Raw genomic sequence first — 17,596 nt, 5'->3', positions numbered from 1 at the left:
CCAGCCGGCGCCCCAACCGGCGCCGCGCTCCGTACCGCAGTCCGCACCCGCCGCGCCCGCGGCTGCCGGTCCCTCGCCCTCCGGGTTCTCGCCGGCGCCGGGGTACGGACCGCCGGGGCAGCCGGTCACCTACGGTCCCACGGCCCCGCACCCAGGCCATGGACCGGTCGCCTCCTGGCAGCCGCAGCCGCAGCCGCAGCCGCAGGCGCCCACACGTTCGCGCGGCCCCGGCCTGGCTCACCTCGGTTTCCTCGGCGGTGGAGGCGGCCGGATGGCTCATCGTGTGGCACGAAGGGGAAGGCGTGCTGGCCGCCTTCCCGCAGGGCCAGCGTGACGGCGGGGCGTGACGGCCGGGCCTGATGGGCTCGGCCGATGCCCGGGTCAGTCCAGGCAGAACTCGTTGCCCTCGGGGTCGGTCATCACGATGAACCCCGCGCTCATCGGGGGAGCGGGCTCGAAGCGACGTACGCGCGTCGCTCCGAGCGCGACGAGCCGGTCGCATTCGGCCTCCAGCGCCGCCATCCGCTCCTCCCCCTGCAGTCCCGGAGCCGCACGGACGTCGAGGTGCACGCGGTTCTTGGCGATCTTGCCCTCGGGGACCTGCTGGAAGAACAGCCGCGGGCCATGCCCGTCCGGGTCCTCGAGGGCCGACCGCGTGGTGCGCTCCTCCTCCGGTACGCCGATCCGCGCGAGGAAGTCGTCCCACGCGGCCAGCGGGTCGGCGCCCTCGGGCAGGTCGGCCCCGGGCGGGCCCGGGTAAACGTAGCCCAGCGCGTCGCGCCAGAAGGATGACAGCGCCCGCGGGTCGCGGGCGTCGAACGTGATCTGGATGTGGCGGCTCATCGGGGTCGCTCCGTTCGTCATGGCTTCGTCTCGACGGCTTCGTCTCGGTACAGAGGGCCACCCTGACATCCGTAGCGGACAGAATCGGTCCGCTTTCCTTACCTGCCGCTGAAGAGCCAGGAGTCGACGTCGCGGTACTGGATCGGGCCCGGGCCGCGGCCGTAGTTGCTGCCGACCAGGTGCAGCCGCTCGGCCCGCCATGTACGGCCGGTGAACGCGGAGAGCCCCGCGGCGGCCTGCACCACGCTGGAGGTGTCGTCGCGGCGGGCCCGGGCGAGGGTCAGGTGCGGGTTCAGCGGCCGGTCGGCGAAGGCGACACCGTGCTCCTTGACCAGCGTCCGCACCTCGCCGGCGAGCAGTCGCAGACCTTCGAGGTCGCCGCCGATTCCGCTCCACAGCACACGCTCGTCGAAGTGTCCGCTGCCGCGCAGGGCCAGGTGCAGGGGCCGGTGCCGGGCCGCCAGTTCCGCGAGGGGCGGCTGCAGGAGCGAGACGGCGGACCTCGGCAGCTCACCGAGGAACGCCAGGGTGATGTGCCAGTCCTCGATGCGGTTCCACCGCAGGCGCGGATAGGCGTCGTAGGCGGGACGCATCGCCTGCGCCAGTTCCTCCTTGGCGTCGTCGGGCGGTGCGAGGGCTATGAAGACGCGGATGCTCGCGGCCGGAATCTGTTCGTTCACGAAGGACTTCGTACACCACCGGCGCCCGACGTCGACGGCGGGACAGGCCGACGACCGGTGCCGCCACCCGGTGAGGAACGGGCGGAGGAGTGGGCGAACGGACGATGACCGGGCCCTCGTCCGCCCGCCACCGCCCGGGGGACTCGCACGCGCGGAGGGTCCTGCACCACCGGAGTGCGGACAGCGTGAATCCTTCCGCGCCCGTCGCGCCTCTCATAAGTGTGCGGACGACCGTGTCCGCCGCGCACCCCTACCAGGAGGACCCCATGACCACCGCCGTCATCGCCGCCGCGGCCGCCGTGCTGCTGCTGTGCGCGTGCACCGCCGCACTGCTGCGCCGCCGGAGGCGTCAGCGTGGCTGACCCCACCTGGCCCGGCGCGACCCTGGTCGCCGCGGCGCAACGCGGCGACGCCGAGGCGCTCACCGCGCTGGTGTACGGCTCCTACCCGCACGTGCACCGGTTCGCGCACTCGCTGTGCGCCACACCCCAAGACGCGGAGGACGCCGCCCAGGAAGCGCTGATCATCCTCTACCGCAAGATCGGCATGCTGCGCGCCTCCGGGGCGCTGGCGTCGTGGATGTTCCGGATCGTCCGCAACGAGTGCCTGCGGCGTACCCGTGCCCTGCTCCCTCGCAAAGGGGCCGACGTGCCGGGCGGGCTCGGCACGCCGGGCCGGTCCGACGCGTCCGGCGACACGGCACGCTCCGCCGAGGAGGACGTCCTGCTGCGTCTGGAGGCCGAACGCGTCGCCGCCGCCGTGGCGGCCCTGCCCGACGACCAGCGGCAGGTGCTGGTCATGCGGGACATCCAGGGCCTGCCCGGCCGCACCGTCGCCGACCGGCTCGGGCTCAGCACCGCCGCGATGAAATCCCGCCTCCACCGCGCCCGTTCGGCGGTAAGGGAAGCACTGCGCGACGAACCGGCCGGAACGAAGGGCACCGACCATGGCACCTGATCCGACCACGACGACACCTCACGCCACCCCCGGTGCCGCCGGCGCGCGTGACGCACCGGCGCGCAGGGGCTTCGCGAGCGCCACCGTCCCGCGCCATCTGGCCCGCGGCGCCGTCGGCTTCGGCGCGCTCGCCGCGTCCCTGGCCCTGCTTCCGGTCGCCGGCCCGGCGAGCCTCCTGCTCGCCCCGGCCGGCCTGGTCGCGCTGCGCGGCTGCCCGATGTGCTGGGCGATCGGCCTCGTGGAGACGGTCTCGGCCGGCCGGCTACGCCGCTCCTGCGCGGAGGGGAGGTGCGAACTGACCCGCGCCGGAAGCTAGTCCTGCCGGTCGACAGGACTGTGTGGCGCGGAAGACGGCGAGCAGCTGTTCGGCTTTCCTGACACCGATGGACCGGGTATAAAGCGCGCGCACACCGCGAACGGGAGCCGGCTTGGGCTGACGGGTGCGATTTCGCGATATCAGTTCATGAGCAGAAGCCGCGTGTTCGGCACAAGCTTCCGATTCACGCTCGTGCTCTGCACGAATATCGTGAAGTCGTCGTTGTGGTCCGGCTTGATGCGCACTTCCATGTCCGGCAGGCCGAGCAGGGCTCGCGCTTCCGGCCCCGTGTACACGCGGTCCGTCTTCTTCTCCAGCACCGCGATCTGCTTTCGGGCCTGGATCTTTTCCGTCTTGCTCAGCTGGTAGAAAGCACCTCCGGTGCGGTAGGTGTGCCCGTTTTCGGTGACCCACTCCCGGATGGCCGCCGCGCGGGTCACCGGAATGAGCTGGTACTGGGACGGATCCACCGGCGTGAGACCGGCTGCCTTGATGGTGTCCTTGTTGACCGCGTCCGCGCCGGTGGAGAACACCGCCCGCGATCCCCGGATGCCCTTGGTGCGGCCCACCATGAACTTCTCGGTGGCCTCCTGGATGACCTGCCCGGCCTCCTCCAGACCCTGTGTGCTCGTGGCGTCCCAGATGGCGATGTTGTCCTTGGGGAACCCGTACTGCATGGCCTCGCGCTTGCCCATCTGGTCCGGCACGAGCACGGCGAGCGTCCAGTTGTCCTCCTGGGTCTCGATCATCTTGGCCACGGCCTGCACCAACTCCCCCTGATCACGGGAAAAGGCATCCGGGCACCGATGACTCGCGTTCTCCTGACCGTCGGTCAGGACGAACGTCAGGAAGCTGTGGTCCCCGTACAGCTGCGCCGTCTGCGCGAGCTCACTCTGTGACTTCAGCGTGGCCGCCAGCAGCGCCGTCATTCCACCGACCCGGTACAACTGCTTCAAGGACGGCATGCGCAGCACGTCCTTGTCGTATATGACGCACTCCACCTCTCCCGCGAAGACGTACACGGTGACGCGGGTTTCCTGGTCCAACTCCTCCGACCGGCGCGCCAGATAGGCGATTTGCTGGTCGGCGACCTCGATGACCTTACGGCTCAGGTGTGACATGGACGAACTGGCATCCAGCACAAGAGCAACGTGATTGATGTAGTTCTGACGTCCCGACATGAATGTTCCCCCTCTTCCGACGTGATGCTCAGATCCTCTCACCCACCACTGACAATCGATCTTGATCCAGACCGGGCCGGGGCGCTGACCGTGTGACAGGGCCGGTACTCGATCGTTCACCGGGCATGATCAGTCGACGCATCACGACCGTGCTCGCCGCCGCTCTGTGTGCCGCCATGGCCACGGTCGCCCCCCGCCGGCGCCGAGGAACGAGCGCCCTCCGCGTTCACCATCGAGGACCCCCGCATCAAGGAGTCCAGCGGTCTCGCCGCCAGCCGTTTGCATCCCGGTGTCTACTGGACGCACAACGACAGCGGTGACGGCGCCCACGTGTACGCCGTCGACAGCCGCACCGGGCGGACGGTCGCCACCCTCACCCTTGCCGGGGTCGACCCGCGCGACGTCGAAGCCGTCTCGCTCGGGCCCGACGGCAACCTCTACCTCGGCGACATCGGGGACAATCGCAGCGGCTGGTCAGAGGTGTGGATCTACCGCTTCCCCGAGCCCACGCAGCTCAAGGACGCCACCCTCCCCGCCGTCCGCTACACCGTGCGCTACGAGGACGGGCCCCGCGACGCCGAATCGCTGATGGTCCACCCGAAGACCGGGCGGGCCTACATCGTCAGCAAGAAGAGGTCCGGCAAGGGCGCACTCTACGAGTCGCCCACCGCTCTTTCGCCCTCCGGCGTCAATACCTTCCAGCGCGTCGCCGACATCAACGTCTGGGCCACCGACGGCGCCTTCTCGCCCGACGGCACCCGGCTCGTCGTACGCGGCTACTTCGAAGCCCGCGCCTACCGCTGGCGCGACGGCCGGCCCACCGAGATCGGCCGGCCCGCCGTACCGCTGCAACGCCAGGGTGAGTCCGTCACGTTCACCCTCGACGGCAGGACCCTGATGTACGGCTCGGAGGGCGCACGCAGCCGCGTCGTGCCCGTGACGCTGTCCGGGGATCTGCTGCCCGAGACCGCTGCCAAGAACCCCAATCCGAGGCAGGCGGACGTCGGGGCGGCGTCGTAGGACCGTCACCTTCGTCGTCGCTCCGGCATCCCGTGCCGCTCGCAGCTGCGTTGTCGCAGCCGCGTGGGCGAGCCACGCGGGGCATCACGTCGGCACGGGACAAGTCCGTCAGGCGGCTGGGGCGTTCGGGGGTGGAGGTGGAGGCGGGGGAGGCGGGAAGGGAGGCCGTGGCGGAATCCGGGGCCCCGCTGGTGGCGCGCTGGCAGGGGGCGGCGGGGGCTCCGTGGGCGGGCGGCGCGGCTGCCGGGGAGGCCCGGTGGGTGCCGGAGGCGGCGGGCCCGGCGGTGGTGGCGGGGGCGGCTCGATGTCCGACAACAGCGGGCCACCAGCGCGTAGCCGGGCGATGGTCAGCTCCCTGCGGCGGCGTGCCTGGGGCGCGTCGTCGCGCTCGTAGACGAGCCGGACACCGCTGGGCCAGACGTTGTGGACGGTGAGCAGCCGGTAGCCGAGCGCGTGGGCTATGTCGTCGGCCCGGCGCTGCCTCGCGGCGGTGAACTGGCCGGGCAGCAGCTCGACTCGGGCACGGCCGTCGAAGTGCGAGCGTATCTCGTCGTCCTCCACCTGACTCCTCTCGGGAAAAGATCATCAGCCTCATTGCCGCCGCATCCTGTGATCGTCGCACACACGAACACCGGCCCTCGCCGGGCAGGCCCGGCTGCACGAGGCCTCTCACGGCGGTGAGTGAAGCCGACGGCCATGCGAGCGGGTCGGTAGACGCAGAAGCACGGCAAACAGGTGATGGCCGGCTGGAGCGCGGATACCGCCTGGAGCAAGCGCAGTGCGGGAGCAGTGCGGGACCGGCCAGGACGATGACCGAAACCGTCCTGGATCATGACGGTCGGGCACCGTTGAATGGCATCCCGGAACGGGGATATCCACCAGCGGAGTCAGCTCGTGAACGAACGCACGTTACGCAGGCGATGCCGGAACATCCTCAGAGAACTGGGCATCACCCCGCCCCTCCGGGTCGCCGAGCTGTGCCGGCTCCTCGGTGAGCACCGGGGGCGGCCGATCCGGCTGGTCCCGTACCCCCTGCCTGTCCCCGGCCCGTACGGGCTGTGGATCGCGGGCCCCCACGCGGACTACATCTTCCACCAGAGGGAAACCAGCAAGGCGCACCAGGACCACATCATCCTGCACGAGGTCGGGCACATCCTGGCGGACCACCGAGGGGACGAGGCGGACGACGCCGTCTGGCAGGAGCTGTTGCCGGACCTCTCGGCCGAGGTGATCAACCGTGCGCTGAGACGTACCTCCTACACCGAGGACCGGGAGCGGGAGGCCGAACTCGTCGCCACCATCATCCTCGAGTGGGCCTCCGTACTCGACCGGGTCACGCCCCGCGCGCCCGGTGACGTGTCGGCCCGCCGGGTGCACACGGCGCTGGCGGACCGCCAGGGGTGGTTGTGACCGTGCTGTCCCTGGTGCTCGCCGTCGTCCTGTACGGCTCGCTGCTGTGGACGGGGCGGCAGGTGCTGCGTGATCCGTCCGACCGTCTGCTGCGCGCGGTGTTCCTCTGCCTGCTGTGCGCGGGACTCTCCTTCCCGTTCGGTCTCCCCGCCGGTGTCCGGCTCGTCGACGGCTTCACCGGGGACGGCATCGCCAAGTTGTTGCAGAACCTCTGTCTGCTCGGCACCGTGTACTTCCTGGGGTGCTTCTTCATCCATTCGGCGTCGGACCCGGCGGCCGCTCGGGCGCGGGTGCGAGGGGAAGCGGTGCCGTTCGCGTTGACCGCGGTGACCGTCTGCGTGGCCATGGCCATGACGCCGCACGTCGAACGGAGCCATACGTACGCCACGGCGGACATGCGGGTGCCCGGAGTCGCCGTCTTCTACATCTCGGCAGGCGCCTATCTCACGTACGCCCTGGCCATGGCGCTGTTCTGGACGGTGCGGTACGCCAGGCTGGCGAGCCGACCGCTGGTGACCGGGTTGTGGATGGTGGCGGCCGCCCTGACCGGCATAGTGCTGGCCTCGGCGGTACGGGAGTGCCTCACGCTCGTACGGCTGCTCGGCGGGGCCGTTCCCCAACCGGTGATCATGGGGGCGAAGCTCCTGCTGGACCTGGCGATCCCGCTGTTCGTGGCCGGCGTGGTGTATCCCGGGCTCGTGACGCGCTGGGCCAGTATCCGCTTGTGGTGGCACCACGGGCGCGTCTACCGCGAGCTGGCCCCCCTGTGGACGGCGCTGCACACCGCGTTCCCGCAGGACGCGCTCGAACGCCCGCGGGTCGGTCGCCGCTGGGGCTTGCCGAGTCCGCGGAGCGTCCACCGGCGCTACTACCGGCGTGTCATCGAGTGCCGTGACGGTCTCGTACGGATCAGTCCCTACCTGGCGCTGGAGGCGGCCACGGCCGACGCCGAAGCGCCCCTTTCGCCCGAGGTCGCGGCGCGCCATCTGAGGACTGCGCTGCGGGCGTACGCCTCGGGTGAGGACGCGCCGTCGCAGGCGGTCCCGGTCGCCCTGCCCGAGGGGGGCGGCGGACTGGAAGACGACGTACGGCAGTTGACCCGGCTCTCCCGAGCCTTGGCCGCGCATTCTTGAACGAGGAGTATCGATGGACACCCTGATCTCGGCCGGGCGCGTGGTGACCGGGCCGCACGGCCGCCTGCTGGCGGACGGCGCGGTGCTGGTCCGTGGCGGCGTCATCACGGACGTCGGGCCGCGCAGCGAGGTGGAGAACCGCGCCCCCGCGGGCGTCGCCCGCCACCATCACCCGGACGGCACGCTGCTGCCGGGGCTCGTGGACGCGCATGTCCACCTCGCCCTGGACGCGGGGCCCGACCCGGTCACCGCGCTGTGCGAGGCGGACGACGCGAGCGTGGCCAAAGGCATCGCACAGCGGGCGCTCGGCCTGCTGGACGCGGGCGTCACCACCGTGCGTGACCTGGGGGACCGCAACGGACTGGTGACCGCGTTCCGTGACGCCGTCGCGGCCGGCCGGCTGCCCGGTCCCCGCGTCCTGGCGGCCGGCACCCCGCTGACGGGACCGGGCGGACACTGCTGGTTCATGGGTGGGGAGGTCTCCGGCGAGGACGCCATTCGGGAACTGGTCCGCCGTAACGTGGAGCGGGGCGTCGACCTGGTCAAGGTGATGGCCACCGGCGGCGGGATCACCCGGGGTGGTCCGCCGATCTGGGCACCCCAGTTCACGGCCGCAGAGCTGCGGGTCGTCGTGGAGGAGGCGGCGCGCGCCGGGCTGCCGGTGGCAGCGCACGCGCACGGCACCGAGGGCATCGTCGCGGCGGTGGCGGCCGGGGTGAGCACGATCGAGCACTGCACGTGGATCGATCGGGACGGGTTCCGGCTCCTCGATGACGTCGTCGACGAGATCGCCGCCCGGGGCATCCGCGTCTGTCCGGCGGCGAGCCCCGACTGGCGCGGCTTCGCCGAGCGTTTCGGTGCCGAGCGCGCGGAGGAGATGTTCGGCGGGATCCGCCGGATGCGCGAGCGCGGGGTGCGACTGCTCACCGGCACGGACGCGGGCGTGAGCCGGGCTGTCTTCGACGATTTCGTGTCCAGTCTGAAGTTCTTCGCCTACCTGGGATACACGCCGGCGGAGATCGTCGACCTGGCCACCTGCGAGGCGGCGGACGCTCTCGGGCTGCGCGAGGTCACGGGCCGGATCCTCCCCGGCCTGCGTGCCGACATCCTGGTCGTGGAAGGGGATCCGCTGCGCGATCTCCAGGCGCTCCGGCGCGTCCGGCTGGTGATGGCGGATGGCCGCCTGCACACCTGAAGACAGGCGGCCCGACCGACCGCGTGGCTCGTGGGCGGCCTCGCCGTCCGCGCGGAGTCAGGAAGCCGGCAGGATGCCCTCTTCCTGGGCGACGTGCGAGCAGGCCATGGCCGCGGCCGCCATACCGAGCCGGTCGAGCACCTCGATGGACTCCAGCAGGATCCGGGCGTCGGCGTCGGCCATGGCGTTGCCGCAGCGGTCGCGTTCGGCCAGGTCCTCGGCGGCCGTGGCGGTGCGTAGCGCTGTCACCCGGGCGGCCAACGCGTCGCGCGAAGCCTCCAGGGCGACGATGCCGCGCACCGCACGGACGATCTCTTCATCGGTCAGGTCGTTCATGCCCTTCCAGACGGCGCCCACCTGCCTCTGGTCACACCGTCGTCCCCCCTGTGAGGGAGGACACGGTAGCCTCCGCCGGCCCGACCCCGCTCCTCACCCGTCCCGGCGTACACCGCCGACTACGCCGGGGTCGCGACGTGACCGGGGAGGTGCGGCGATCCCGCCTGGAGGCGGGAGTCAGAGGCGGACGATGAGGAGGGCGATGTCGTCGCGGGCGCCGTGGGCGACGTCGAGGTGATCGAGCAGGGTGTCGGCGAGGTCGGCTGAGCTGAGTTCGCGGTGGGGGACGAGGGCGTCGGTGAGGCGGGCCAGGCTGGCGTCGATGTCTTCGTCGCGGCGTTCGACGAGCCCGTCGGTGTAGAGCACGAGGGTGTCGCCGGGGCGGTAGGCGGTGCTGGCCTGCGGGCGGGGGACGTGCTCGGGCCGGGCGCCCAGGGGCGGGTCGGTCGCCCGGTCGAGGAATTCGTGGGTGCCGTCGATGTGGAGGAGCACGGGCGGCAGATGGCCGGCGCTGCTGTAGACGATCAGGCGGGAGCGGCTGTCGATCAGCACGCTGACGGCGGTGGTGGCCAGGGCTCCTTCCACCGCCCGGGCGTACATGCCCAGTACTTCCAGGGCGTGGGCGGGGGAGGTGACGGTGCGGCTGGCGGCCGACAGGGCGCTGCGGAGCATCCCCATGACGGTGGCGGCGTCCAGGCCGTGGCCGACGACGTCGCCGACGGCGACGCTGAAGCGGTCTTCGGGGAGGTCGACGGTGTCGTACCAGTCGCCGCAGATGTTCAGGGAGCCGACGGCGGGCAGGTAACGGACGGCCACGTTGCTGTGACGGGCCAGGTCCGGGGAGTGCAGCATCGCCTCCTGGAGGGTGAGGGCGACTTTGCGTTCCTTGGCGTGTGCTTCGCGCAGTTCGTCGTTCAACCGCTGGAGTTCTTTGGCGCGGGCGTAGAGCTCCGCTTCCATCTCCTGTTCGAGCGGGCTCATGGAGTCGTGCGCCCGGTGGACGCTGTGGCGTGCGCGTACGAACTCGGTGACGTCTTCGATGCGGGTGAGGACCCAGGCCACCTCGCCGTCGGGTCCCGTGACCGGGGTGTGGATGGGCGACCACCAGCGGTCGTGGACGTGCCCGGGGCGATCGGGGTCGGGGATTTCGTAGTGCAGCACGGCCATGGTCTGGCGTCGGCCGGATTCGACCGCACGCCTCAAGGCGGCGGCCACGCTCTGCGCCGTGTCGTCGCCGGGCCGGCCGGGAAAGGCGTCGAAGAACAACCTGCCGACCAGGTCCTGGCCCGCGTGGCCGGTGGTCTGGCAGAACGCCTCGTTCACGTCCGCGATCACCAGATCGCGGGTCAGCACCAGGCATGGACTCGGAGTGACGGAGAACAGTGCCCGGTAGTCGACTTCCGCCGTGCCCGCGTGGATGGCGCCCGTCGCATCGACGTTCACCCCTCAAGTGTAGGAACCGCCTGGTAGGCCCGCAGCCCGCCACGTGCGGAGCTGCCGGGCGCGCCCTGCGGACCCGTACATGCACTCTCGTGGGCGACGGTGCGCTCGCCCCTAGCGGGGCTTGCCGACGCCGGGAGGAGGTGGTGAGTGGGTGTGTATCGAGGGGCTCGCAAGGCGCCGGAGCGGTGTCAGAGCAGCGAGCGACCGGTGGGCCTGAGCCGCAGTATCCGGGGCGCCGCTGTCTGTTCCCGTTCGATACCCGGCAGGGCCTCGTCCTGGGCGAGAGGATGGGCTTCCACGGCGGCGAGGTGCCGACGGTGCGCACTCTCATCGGGGTACGAGGTGAAGATCGCGGCGACGTTCTCGCCGGTGCGGACCGGCAGCCTGGCGAAGGTGTTGTGCGCCGGTTCGGTGGTCAAGAAGGCGAGCGGCGCGGGCCCCGTCTCCTGGAGGACGGGGAGGAGCCGGTCCCGGATCCGCTCGACGCCGTCCTGCCGCCCGGGAGGGAAGGACCACACGGTGGCGGACACGAACCGGTCCGGCGCGGGAGCGCCGACCGGGGGCCGCCTGGCAACCGAGCCGGGGAAGCCGCTCCCGGCCGACGCCGGGCGCAGGAGGAGGACATCGTCGGAATCGATCATGGTGTCGTTCGCCCGCGGACCGTGCTCGGCCCAGACGGGTCCACCGTAGAAGTCCGTGAGCGCGCGATGGCGCGCCGCCATGTCCCGGAAGCCGCGCAACCAGACGAAGCGGTTCGGATCGTCCAGGTCCCGGAACTGACCGAGCACACTCATCCCCACGTCTTCCTGGGTTTCCAGGAGCTCCCGGTCGAACAGCTCGATGAGATCGTCGCGCCGGTGGGGACGCAGCGTGTACTGGCGAAGCTCGATCACGGCGGGCGGGCCGACGAGTTCGGTGGGTGGCACGGCAAGGCTCCTGTTCGGCGGGGGCCGGGGGTACGGGTCGACGGTAGGGAGGCCGTGTGACAGGTGCTGTCAGGGTTTCCGAGGAGAATGCGGCGCATGTCTGCCAGTCGACTGCTTTCGCTGCTGCTGTTGCTGCAATCGCGGGGCCGTGTGTCCGCGCAGGGAATCGCCGACGAGCTCAACGTGTCCGTGCGCACCGCCTACCGTGACGTGGCGCGCCTGCAGGCCGCAGGGGTGCCGGTCTACGCGGAGCCCGGCCGCGGGGGCGGCTACCGGCTGCTCGATGGCTACCGCACCCGCCTCACCGGGATGAGCGAGGGCGAGGCGCGGGCACTGTTCTTCGCCGGACTGCCCGGGCCGGCCGCCGACCTCGGATTCACGGCCGAGATGTCGGCAGCCCGGTTGAAGCTCCTGGCCGCGCTGCCGGCCGGATTGCGCGAGGAGGCGGCACGGGCCGCGGCGCTGTTCCACCTGGACGCCCCCGGCTGGTACCGGGAACCCGAACAGACGCCGTACCTCCCCTTGTTGGTCGACGCCGTGCTCAACAGGCGCGCGGTGCACGTTCGTTACCGCCGCTGGCGCGCCCCGCAGGAGGTGGATCGCCGCCTCCACCCCTACGGCCTGGTGCTCAAGTCCGGTACCTGGTACCTCGTGGCTGCTACGGAGAAGGGGGCCGCGACCTACCGCGTCACCCACATCCTCGAGGCGGCGCTGGGCGACGAGCGGTTCGACCGGCCGCGGGACTTCGACCTGGGCGCGTACTGGGCCTCGTACCTCGACGACTTCCAGGCCCGCCGCTACACCGGCACAGCCACCGTCCGCCTGTCTCCCCGGGGCCGCCGGCGCCTGCCCGACAACGTCCCCCCGGAGGTGGTGCGGGCCGTCGACTCCACCGCGACCGCCGTCGGCGACGACGGATGGGTCGAGGCGGTCATCCCGATCGAGGGCACCGAGCACGCCTGCGGCGAGCTGTTGAGGCTCGGAGGAGACGTCGAGGTCGTCGCACCGGCCGAACTCCGCCAGGCCATGGCCGCCACCGTAGGGATACTTGCCCGCGCTTACGGCCTCGGGATGTCCGGGCGACCGCGATGACTCGACGTCGGATACGGCTAGATCGTGATACCTGATCGGAACGTACCGCGCGCCTCTAATCCACCAGATAGTCGATGCGCCCGACGACGTACTCCCCGTAGCCGAACCGGGATCCCAGGTTCCCTAGCCGGTCGAACACTCGTGGCGAGATCGGCGAGCGGAAGGCCGTGAGCGCATGGAGTGCGAAACGGAAGGCGAGCTCGGGGCACACCATGTCGGCACACCGGTTCACCGCCGCTCGTGCCTCGGGCAGCGTGACGCCGGCGTGCTGGTGCGGACGTACGAGATCGGGTACGGCCTTGACCTCACCGACAAGAGCCTGGTGATCGTGATGTGGCAGGCAGGGAGCGATCGATGTCCAGGAGGACCTCGGCGCACCGAACCGCTTCATGACAGGCACGACCACCGCCAGGACCTCATCGAGCCATAGACGCTCCCGGCCCTTGATCGACGGACTGCCATCGAGGGCGTTGCTGTTCGTGAGCTCCCAGAGGGTGGCGATCTCGGCGTCGGTCAGTGCCGAATCCCTCAGCCGTAGCACGTCCTCGATCAGCAGCAACTGGCTCACGATCCCGTGCTCGGTATGGCCCGTCATCGTTGCGATGTGCTGCTGCTCGCTTTCGGCGTCCAGAATCCAGTCGCCGTGGAAGGAGCCGCCCAAGCCGGTGATGCCGAAGTCGAACGTCAGGTCGTCGGGAGTGAGGGCTGAGTCGTGCAAGGGATGCTCCTGCATCAGACGGAGTAGGCGGTGGACAGGTGGTAGCCGCCGGGCTTGTTGCCGGCAACGGCGTAGTCCACCACGTGCTGTGCGGTCTGCTGATCGACCCAGCGGCCGAACCGGCGTCGGCCTCTGCGGCCCTCGCCGGTTCGGCCGTTGTCACCCCAGGGTGGCCGACTCGTCACCACCCCGCCCCGGGAGGCCGCCGTTGCCTGCTCGCCGTCAGGCGGCCATGGTCTCGATCAGGTAGTAGGGGGCCGCCTCCACCAGCGGGGTCACCGACACGACGGACAGTCCCGCACGGTGGCACACCTCCTCGAAGTCCGTGCGGGTACGTTCCCTCCCGCCCAGGTTCACCAGCATGTTGAGGTCGCTGAGGTAGGTGATCCCGCCGTCCGCGGCGTGCGCAGCGGCTCCGGTACCGACGACCTCCGGAAGCACCGGCTCCACGATCAGGACGCGGCCGCCGGGCGGCAGTACCTCGCGGCAGTGGCCGAGGATCGTGACCGCCTGATCGTCCGACCAGTCGTGCAGGACGCTCTTGACCAGGTACAGGTCGGAGCCGCCGGGAACGGAATCGAAGAAGTCGCCGGCGGCCAGGGAGCAGCGGTCAGCCACCCCGTGCCGGGCCAGCGTCTTGGGCGCCTGGGCCAGGCCGTCCTCGGTGTCGTGGAGGACACCGGTGAGCGCCGGATGCGCGGCGAGTACGCCGGCCAGGACGCTTCCGTCGCCGCCGCCGACGTCCGTGATCGAGGTGAAGCGGCCGAAGTCGTAGGCGTGCGGCAGCACGGCGGCCGTCTCCTCGGAGGCCTGGCTCATCGCCGCGTTGAAGTCGGCGGACAGTTCGGGATGTCGGCCGAGATGGCTGAAGAAGTCGGTGCCGAAGACGGCGTCGAACGCGATCTCGCCGGTACGGACGCTGATGTCCAGGCGGTCCCAAGCCCGCACGATCGCCGGGTCGGTGAACATGCGGACGAACGAGGCGAGCGAGTCGGGACGACCGGAAGCGAGGAGGGCACCGGCGGAAGTCACCGAGAACGCGTCCTGTTCGTGTTCCTTCATCAGGCCCAGACCGGCGAGGGCGCGCAACAACCTGGTCATGGGCTGGTGCTCGGCTCCCGCATCGGCGGCCACTTCGCCGGCCGGCCGCCGGCCGTCGCCGATCAGGTCGAAAACACCGAGCCGCACTGCGGCGCGCACGGTCTGCGAGGCCATGCTGCCGAAGGCAAGCTGCACGATCAGACCTCGATCGGCCACGGCCTCTCGGGTAGCCGCTGTGTCCATGCTGCTCACGGATGACTTCCTTCCTCGTCTGGATCGGTGGCTGTGATGTCCGGGGGTGCAGGTCAGACGCCGGTCAGAGCACGGGGCGTACACCCGGCGAAGGCGACGACGTCGCGGTGAAGGTGGGACTGGTCGGCGTATCCGTGTGCCAGAGCGACGTCCGCGGCGCTCTCGCCCGCGCGCAGGGCCCGGGCGGCGCGGTCGAAGCGGACGAGCATGGCGGCGCGCTTGGGGGTGAGGCCGATCTGGGCACGGAACCGGGACCACAGCCGCTTGCGGCTCCACCCGCAGGACGCGGCGAGGTCATCGACCCGTATCCGGCCCCCGTGCGCCACGATCGTGTCCCACGCACCGGCTACCTCGGGTGCGATGGACGGGCCCCGGGCGGCCCGGCGGGCGAGGAACTCGCTGACCAGCGCGAAACGTTCCTGCCACGCGGTGGCGGCGGCCAGCCGTTCGCGGAGCTGCCGTTCCTGCCGTCCCCACAGGTCCTCCAGGCCGACGACCGCCCCCTGAAGTTCATGCGGCGCCACACCCAGCAGCGCGTAAGCCGCGCCGGGCGTCAGGCACATCTCGATGCACTCGACGTCCCGGCCGCGGATCTGTGCGGGACCGGGAGACAGCGACGCGACCAGGCTGGGGTGAGGGTTCGGCCTCGTCGAGGCGCACTGCCCGGCGCCACCGTTGACCGTGAAGGCGTCGCCCCCCAGACCGATGACAACGACCGCGACAGGCTGGGGCAGCACCCGCAGGTCCAGCGCCCGGCCGAGGCGATCGCGGAATCCGGCCATCCGGACACCGGCAACGGCAGGCGCGCCGACGGGCCGTGCTACTTCCCAGCCACTGCCGACTCCATCGTCGCCGTCGGCACCACGGTTCACGGCCACGGCCTCGGCTGCGGCCTCGGCATCCACTTCGTCGCTGTGCATGCGCCCACCCTGACGGACCGGGGGAGTCCCGTCTTGGAGAAAAGTTCCGCGGGCCGACGCGCGGCCCTGTTCTTAAGGCGAGACGGGCCCGCGGCAACGTGCGCAAATAGCCCTGCAACCGCCCCTGAGTAAATCCGATGGCACCGACAGCTTTCGGGCGACAAGACTGCACAGGTGAACACCCTGCCACCGCAGCCTGACCCGCTCCACCTGCCGGTACGGGACCCGCGCTCCCGCGACCTCGTTCTCGACTATGCGGACATGCACGCCCTGGTTGCCGACCTGGTTCTGCCCGGCGACGCGTCGATGTACGTCATGAGCGCGATGGAGACCTCCCGCGAGCTCATCCGGCACTCCTACTACCGGTACGAGTTCGCCACCGTCGCCGTCACGCATTCCCTGTTCGCCCTGGAGCATGTCCTCGCCGAGCGTCTGGGCACGAACGAACCGCTCCACCTCCTCATCGGGCGGGCCACCGACGCAGGGCTCATCACGGCCGGACTCGCTGCCGAACTCGACCGCAGCCGACTGCTGCGCGACAAGCTCACGCAGGGCGCCGAGTCAAGTGCCGCCCTCGGCCCGCTGAGGGCGGTCGCCATGGTGCGTGCCGTCTTCGATGCCGTCTCCCTGCTCCTTCGCCCAGCGTCCGCAGCAGAGCCGACAGCCGCCGACGCGGGCGGAGCACAGCCCGACGGCGGCCTCGCACGACTATGGGAGGACCACCTGCGCGCCCCGTTCCCCGACGGCTTCCGCGGCGTGGACTTCGACGGCGTGGACCTGGTCCTCCTGGACGCCGACGTCGCCGGCCTCGTACAGAGGGAGCTGAAGGGCGGACTCGACGACAGTGGTATCGCCTGCCTTTGGGGCTGTATCGCCGACCTCGACAAGATCGTTCCTCTGATCAACGAGGAATACTGCGCCTCCTACTTCGTGAAACTCCGGACTATGGCGCAGGTCGCAGCAGCGCCCTACACACCCACCGCGATCTGACCGCCGGGGTCGCAACAGACAGGCTCTCTGGGCCTTGGCGGCTGTGACGGTTTCGGCGCACGGGCCGGACAGGGCAAGTGCACCCGGATGTTCCGAAACCCCCGCCCGAGGCGAGCGGGGCTGAGTCGGCTGGGCTCTGCCGGTCGCTCCCGGGGCCGGCGAAGGTCATGGGTAAGGGGCAGCGGCCCGTGTGCACCAGCTGCGGGGTGAAGTTCACCAACGACCGCTGGGTGCAGGTGCAGGTGCCAGGGCACCGGTCCTGGGGCAGCGAGAGCGACGGCCGGTGCGAGCCATGCGCGGACGCGGCGAGGGGCTCGGGCCGAAGCCGAATGCCTCGCGCGCCGCCAGACGGAACAGGCCACTGCCCAAGCCCTCCCCGGACGGCGGCTTGCCCACCACCGCCGGGTCGCGCTGGGGTGGTGGGCATGCCCGGCCGGACGTCCCGGCTGGGACTTGTGAGGGAGGGCGCGATCGTCGCCGACACGAGTCCCACAGCAGGATGGGACCCGCGGCCGCTGCGGTGACGTCAATTTCGATTGGATGTTTGCCAGGCGGGGCTCATGATGATCAGGTGACTTCACGAGAACCTCTTTTGGACGCGGAGCTCTGGCGGGCTTCCGTCGAGGCGCACAATGAGCTGGTTCGCTGCCAGTCACAGTTTTTCCAGCACGCCCGAAACAGCACCGCGATACTCGCAACTGCTCTGCTGGCCGACAACTGGCAGCGAGCGGCGGCACTCGCATACCTGCGCGAGCTGGACGGCGACCCCGCGCTGCTCCCGCAGCTTGTTGACCTTGCAATGTCCCCTAGCTGGGCGCGTCAAGCGCGCGAAGCCATCGGGAACATCCCGCGCGAGGACTGCACTCCCGGCCTCGAGGCACTGCTCATAGCTGATCTTGACCGGCTCAGCGACGAGGACGATGACTACTACTCCCGTTGGGCGGAACTGCTTGTGCATGTGGAGGCATGGCCGTTGGTCGCCCGCGTGGTCGTGGCAGCACGTGCTTCTTCCAGCCCTGAGGTCCAGGACGTCGCCGAGTGGGTCACCACGTCGTACGGCGCGTTGATCACTGGGGCGCTGGACCTCTAAGCGCGCGCTCCCAGGAACGTGCTCGTCTCTCCCGCCGACAGGGGGCTCCTTGA

General features: G+C 70.7%; 20 protein-coding genes. 9 read left to right on the top strand and 11 right to left on the bottom strand.

Features of this window, described 5'->3' with window-relative positions; translation table 11 throughout:
• Nucleotides 1–381: 381 nt before the first annotated feature.
• Nucleotides 382–843 carry a VOC family protein gene (locus ACZ42X_RS00385; RefSeq protein WP_468282387.1) on the bottom strand — a complete coding sequence of 154 codons (462 nt, stop codon included), beginning with the start codon at nucleotides 841–843 and terminating at the stop codon, nucleotides 382–384.
• Nucleotides 844–941: 98 nt separating this feature from the next.
• Nucleotides 942–1,523 carry an RNA 2',3'-cyclic phosphodiesterase gene (thpR, locus tag ACZ42X_RS00380; protein ID WP_468282384.1) on the bottom strand — a complete coding sequence of 194 codons (582 nt, stop codon included), beginning with the start codon at nucleotides 1,521–1,523 and terminating at the stop codon, nucleotides 942–944.
• Nucleotides 1,524–1,877: 354 nt separating this feature from the next.
• Here thpR and ACZ42X_RS00375 point away from each other — a divergent pair, with 354 nt between their 5' ends.
• Together ACZ42X_RS00375 and ACZ42X_RS00370 are read left to right on the top strand one after the other, a co-directional pair.
• The gene (locus tag ACZ42X_RS00375; RefSeq protein WP_468282381.1) at nucleotides 1,878–2,480 is read left to right on the top strand and encodes an RNA polymerase sigma factor; all 603 of its coding nucleotides are present in this window, start codon (nucleotides 1,878–1,880) and stop codon (nucleotides 2,478–2,480) included.
• The gene (locus ACZ42X_RS00370) at nucleotides 2,470–2,796 is read left to right on the top strand and encodes a hypothetical protein (protein WP_468282378.1); all 327 of its coding nucleotides are present in this window, start codon (nucleotides 2,470–2,472) and stop codon (nucleotides 2,794–2,796) included. The genes ACZ42X_RS00375 and ACZ42X_RS00370 overlap by 11 nt, the downstream gene beginning before the upstream one ends.
• Nucleotides 2,797–2,936: 140 nt before the next feature.
• Here the strand turns inward: ACZ42X_RS00370 and ACZ42X_RS00365 are convergent, their stop codons facing one another.
• A complete protein-coding gene (locus tag ACZ42X_RS00365) occupies nucleotides 2,937–3,977 on the bottom strand; it encodes a vWA domain-containing protein (protein WP_468282375.1) in 1,041 nt (346 codons plus the stop codon).
• 168 nt (nucleotides 3,978–4,145) lie between these two features.
• Between ACZ42X_RS00365 and ACZ42X_RS00360 the strand changes: the two genes are divergently transcribed.
• Nucleotides 4,146–4,997 carry a hypothetical protein gene (locus ACZ42X_RS00360; RefSeq protein ID WP_468282372.1) on the top strand — a complete coding sequence of 284 codons (852 nt, stop codon included), beginning with the start codon at nucleotides 4,146–4,148 and terminating at the stop codon, nucleotides 4,995–4,997.
• A 108-nt stretch (nucleotides 4,998–5,105) separates the two neighbouring features.
• On the opposite strand, the gene ACZ42X_RS00355 is transcribed toward ACZ42X_RS00360, so the two are convergent.
• Complete coding sequence (locus ACZ42X_RS00355) at nucleotides 5,106–5,558, bottom strand: hypothetical protein (RefSeq protein ID WP_468282369.1); 453 nt, start codon at nucleotides 5,556–5,558, stop codon at nucleotides 5,106–5,108.
• A 333-nt stretch (nucleotides 5,559–5,891) separates the two neighbouring features.
• On the opposite strand from ACZ42X_RS00355, the gene ACZ42X_RS00350 reads away from it, so the two are divergent.
• Genes ACZ42X_RS00350 through ACZ42X_RS00340 form a run of 3 tightly spaced genes read left to right on the top strand, consistent with a single transcriptional unit; the run spans nucleotide 5,892 to nucleotide 8,735 of the window.
• On the top strand, nucleotides 5,892–6,407 hold the full coding sequence (locus tag ACZ42X_RS00350) for a hypothetical protein (RefSeq protein ID WP_468282366.1): 516 nt from the start codon (nucleotides 5,892–5,894) through the stop codon (nucleotides 6,405–6,407).
• The gene (locus ACZ42X_RS00345; RefSeq protein ID WP_468282363.1) at nucleotides 6,404–7,540 is read left to right on the top strand and encodes an MAB_1171c family putative transporter; all 1,137 of its coding nucleotides are present in this window, start codon (nucleotides 6,404–6,406) and stop codon (nucleotides 7,538–7,540) included. Before ACZ42X_RS00350 ends, ACZ42X_RS00345 begins: the two co-directional genes overlap by 4 nt.
• Before the next feature lie 13 nt (nucleotides 7,541–7,553).
• Nucleotides 7,554–8,735 (top strand): amidohydrolase family protein, encoded by a 1,182-nt coding sequence (locus tag ACZ42X_RS00340; protein ID WP_468282361.1) that lies wholly within the window; start codon nucleotides 7,554–7,556, stop codon nucleotides 8,733–8,735.
• 57 nt (nucleotides 8,736–8,792) lie between these two features.
• On the opposite strand, the gene ACZ42X_RS00335 is transcribed toward ACZ42X_RS00340, so the two are convergent.
• The 3 genes from ACZ42X_RS00335 to ACZ42X_RS00325 all read right to left on the bottom strand — a co-directional run bounded on the left by ACZ42X_RS00335 (nucleotide 8,793) and on the right by ACZ42X_RS00325 (nucleotide 11,440).
• Nucleotides 8,793–9,071 carry a hypothetical protein gene (locus ACZ42X_RS00335; RefSeq protein ID WP_468282358.1) on the bottom strand — a complete coding sequence of 93 codons (279 nt, stop codon included), beginning with the start codon at nucleotides 9,069–9,071 and terminating at the stop codon, nucleotides 8,793–8,795.
• A gap of 177 nt (nucleotides 9,072–9,248) precedes the next feature.
• Nucleotides 9,249–10,514 carry a PP2C family protein-serine/threonine phosphatase gene (locus ACZ42X_RS00330; RefSeq protein ID WP_468282355.1) on the bottom strand — a complete coding sequence of 422 codons (1,266 nt, stop codon included), beginning with the start codon at nucleotides 10,512–10,514 and terminating at the stop codon, nucleotides 9,249–9,251.
• A gap of 188 nt (nucleotides 10,515–10,702) precedes the next feature.
• Nucleotides 10,703–11,440: an NIPSNAP family protein gene (locus tag ACZ42X_RS00325; protein WP_468282352.1), complete on the bottom strand. Its 738-nt coding sequence runs from the start codon at nucleotides 11,438–11,440 to the stop codon at nucleotides 10,703–10,705.
• Nucleotides 11,441–11,536: 96 nt separating this feature from the next.
• On the opposite strand from ACZ42X_RS00325, the gene ACZ42X_RS00320 reads away from it, so the two are divergent.
• Nucleotides 11,537–12,532 (top strand): helix-turn-helix transcriptional regulator, encoded by a 996-nt coding sequence (locus ACZ42X_RS00320; protein WP_468282349.1) that lies wholly within the window; start codon nucleotides 11,537–11,539, stop codon nucleotides 12,530–12,532.
• Nucleotides 12,533–12,587: 55 nt separating this feature from the next.
• Here the strand turns inward: ACZ42X_RS00320 and ACZ42X_RS00315 are convergent, their stop codons facing one another.
• From ACZ42X_RS00315 to ACZ42X_RS00300, 4 genes are all read right to left on the bottom strand, one after another.
• Nucleotides 12,588–13,265: a hypothetical protein gene (locus tag ACZ42X_RS00315; protein ID WP_468282346.1), complete on the bottom strand. Its 678-nt coding sequence runs from the start codon at nucleotides 13,263–13,265 to the stop codon at nucleotides 12,588–12,590.
• Entirely contained in the window at nucleotides 13,265–13,435 is a 171-nt protein-coding gene (locus ACZ42X_RS00310; RefSeq protein ID WP_468282343.1) for a hypothetical protein, read from the bottom strand. Before ACZ42X_RS00310 ends, ACZ42X_RS00315 begins: the two co-directional genes overlap by 1 nt.
• A 37-nt stretch (nucleotides 13,436–13,472) precedes the next feature.
• A complete protein-coding gene (locus ACZ42X_RS00305) occupies nucleotides 13,473–14,534 on the bottom strand; it encodes a methyltransferase (protein ID WP_468284065.1) in 1,062 nt (353 codons plus the stop codon).
• 62 nt (nucleotides 14,535–14,596) lie between these two features.
• On the bottom strand, nucleotides 14,597–15,463 hold the full coding sequence (locus ACZ42X_RS00300; protein WP_468282340.1) for a helix-turn-helix domain-containing protein: 867 nt from the start codon (nucleotides 15,461–15,463) through the stop codon (nucleotides 14,597–14,599).
• Between the two features lie 174 nt (nucleotides 15,464–15,637).
• On the opposite strand from ACZ42X_RS00300, the gene ACZ42X_RS00295 reads away from it, so the two are divergent.
• Nucleotides 15,638–16,453: a hypothetical protein gene (locus ACZ42X_RS00295; protein ID WP_468282337.1), complete on the top strand. Its 816-nt coding sequence runs from the start codon at nucleotides 15,638–15,640 to the stop codon at nucleotides 16,451–16,453.
• A 571-nt stretch (nucleotides 16,454–17,024) separates the two neighbouring features.
• On the top strand, nucleotides 17,025–17,543 hold the full coding sequence (locus ACZ42X_RS00290) for a hypothetical protein (RefSeq protein WP_468282334.1): 519 nt from the start codon (nucleotides 17,025–17,027) through the stop codon (nucleotides 17,541–17,543).
• The last annotated feature ends 53 nt before the right edge of the window (nucleotides 17,544–17,596 follow it).

This window comes from Streptomyces sp. NPDC030862 (genome assembly GCF_055571835.1).
This window is presented reverse-complemented; position numbering and strand designations above follow the sequence as displayed.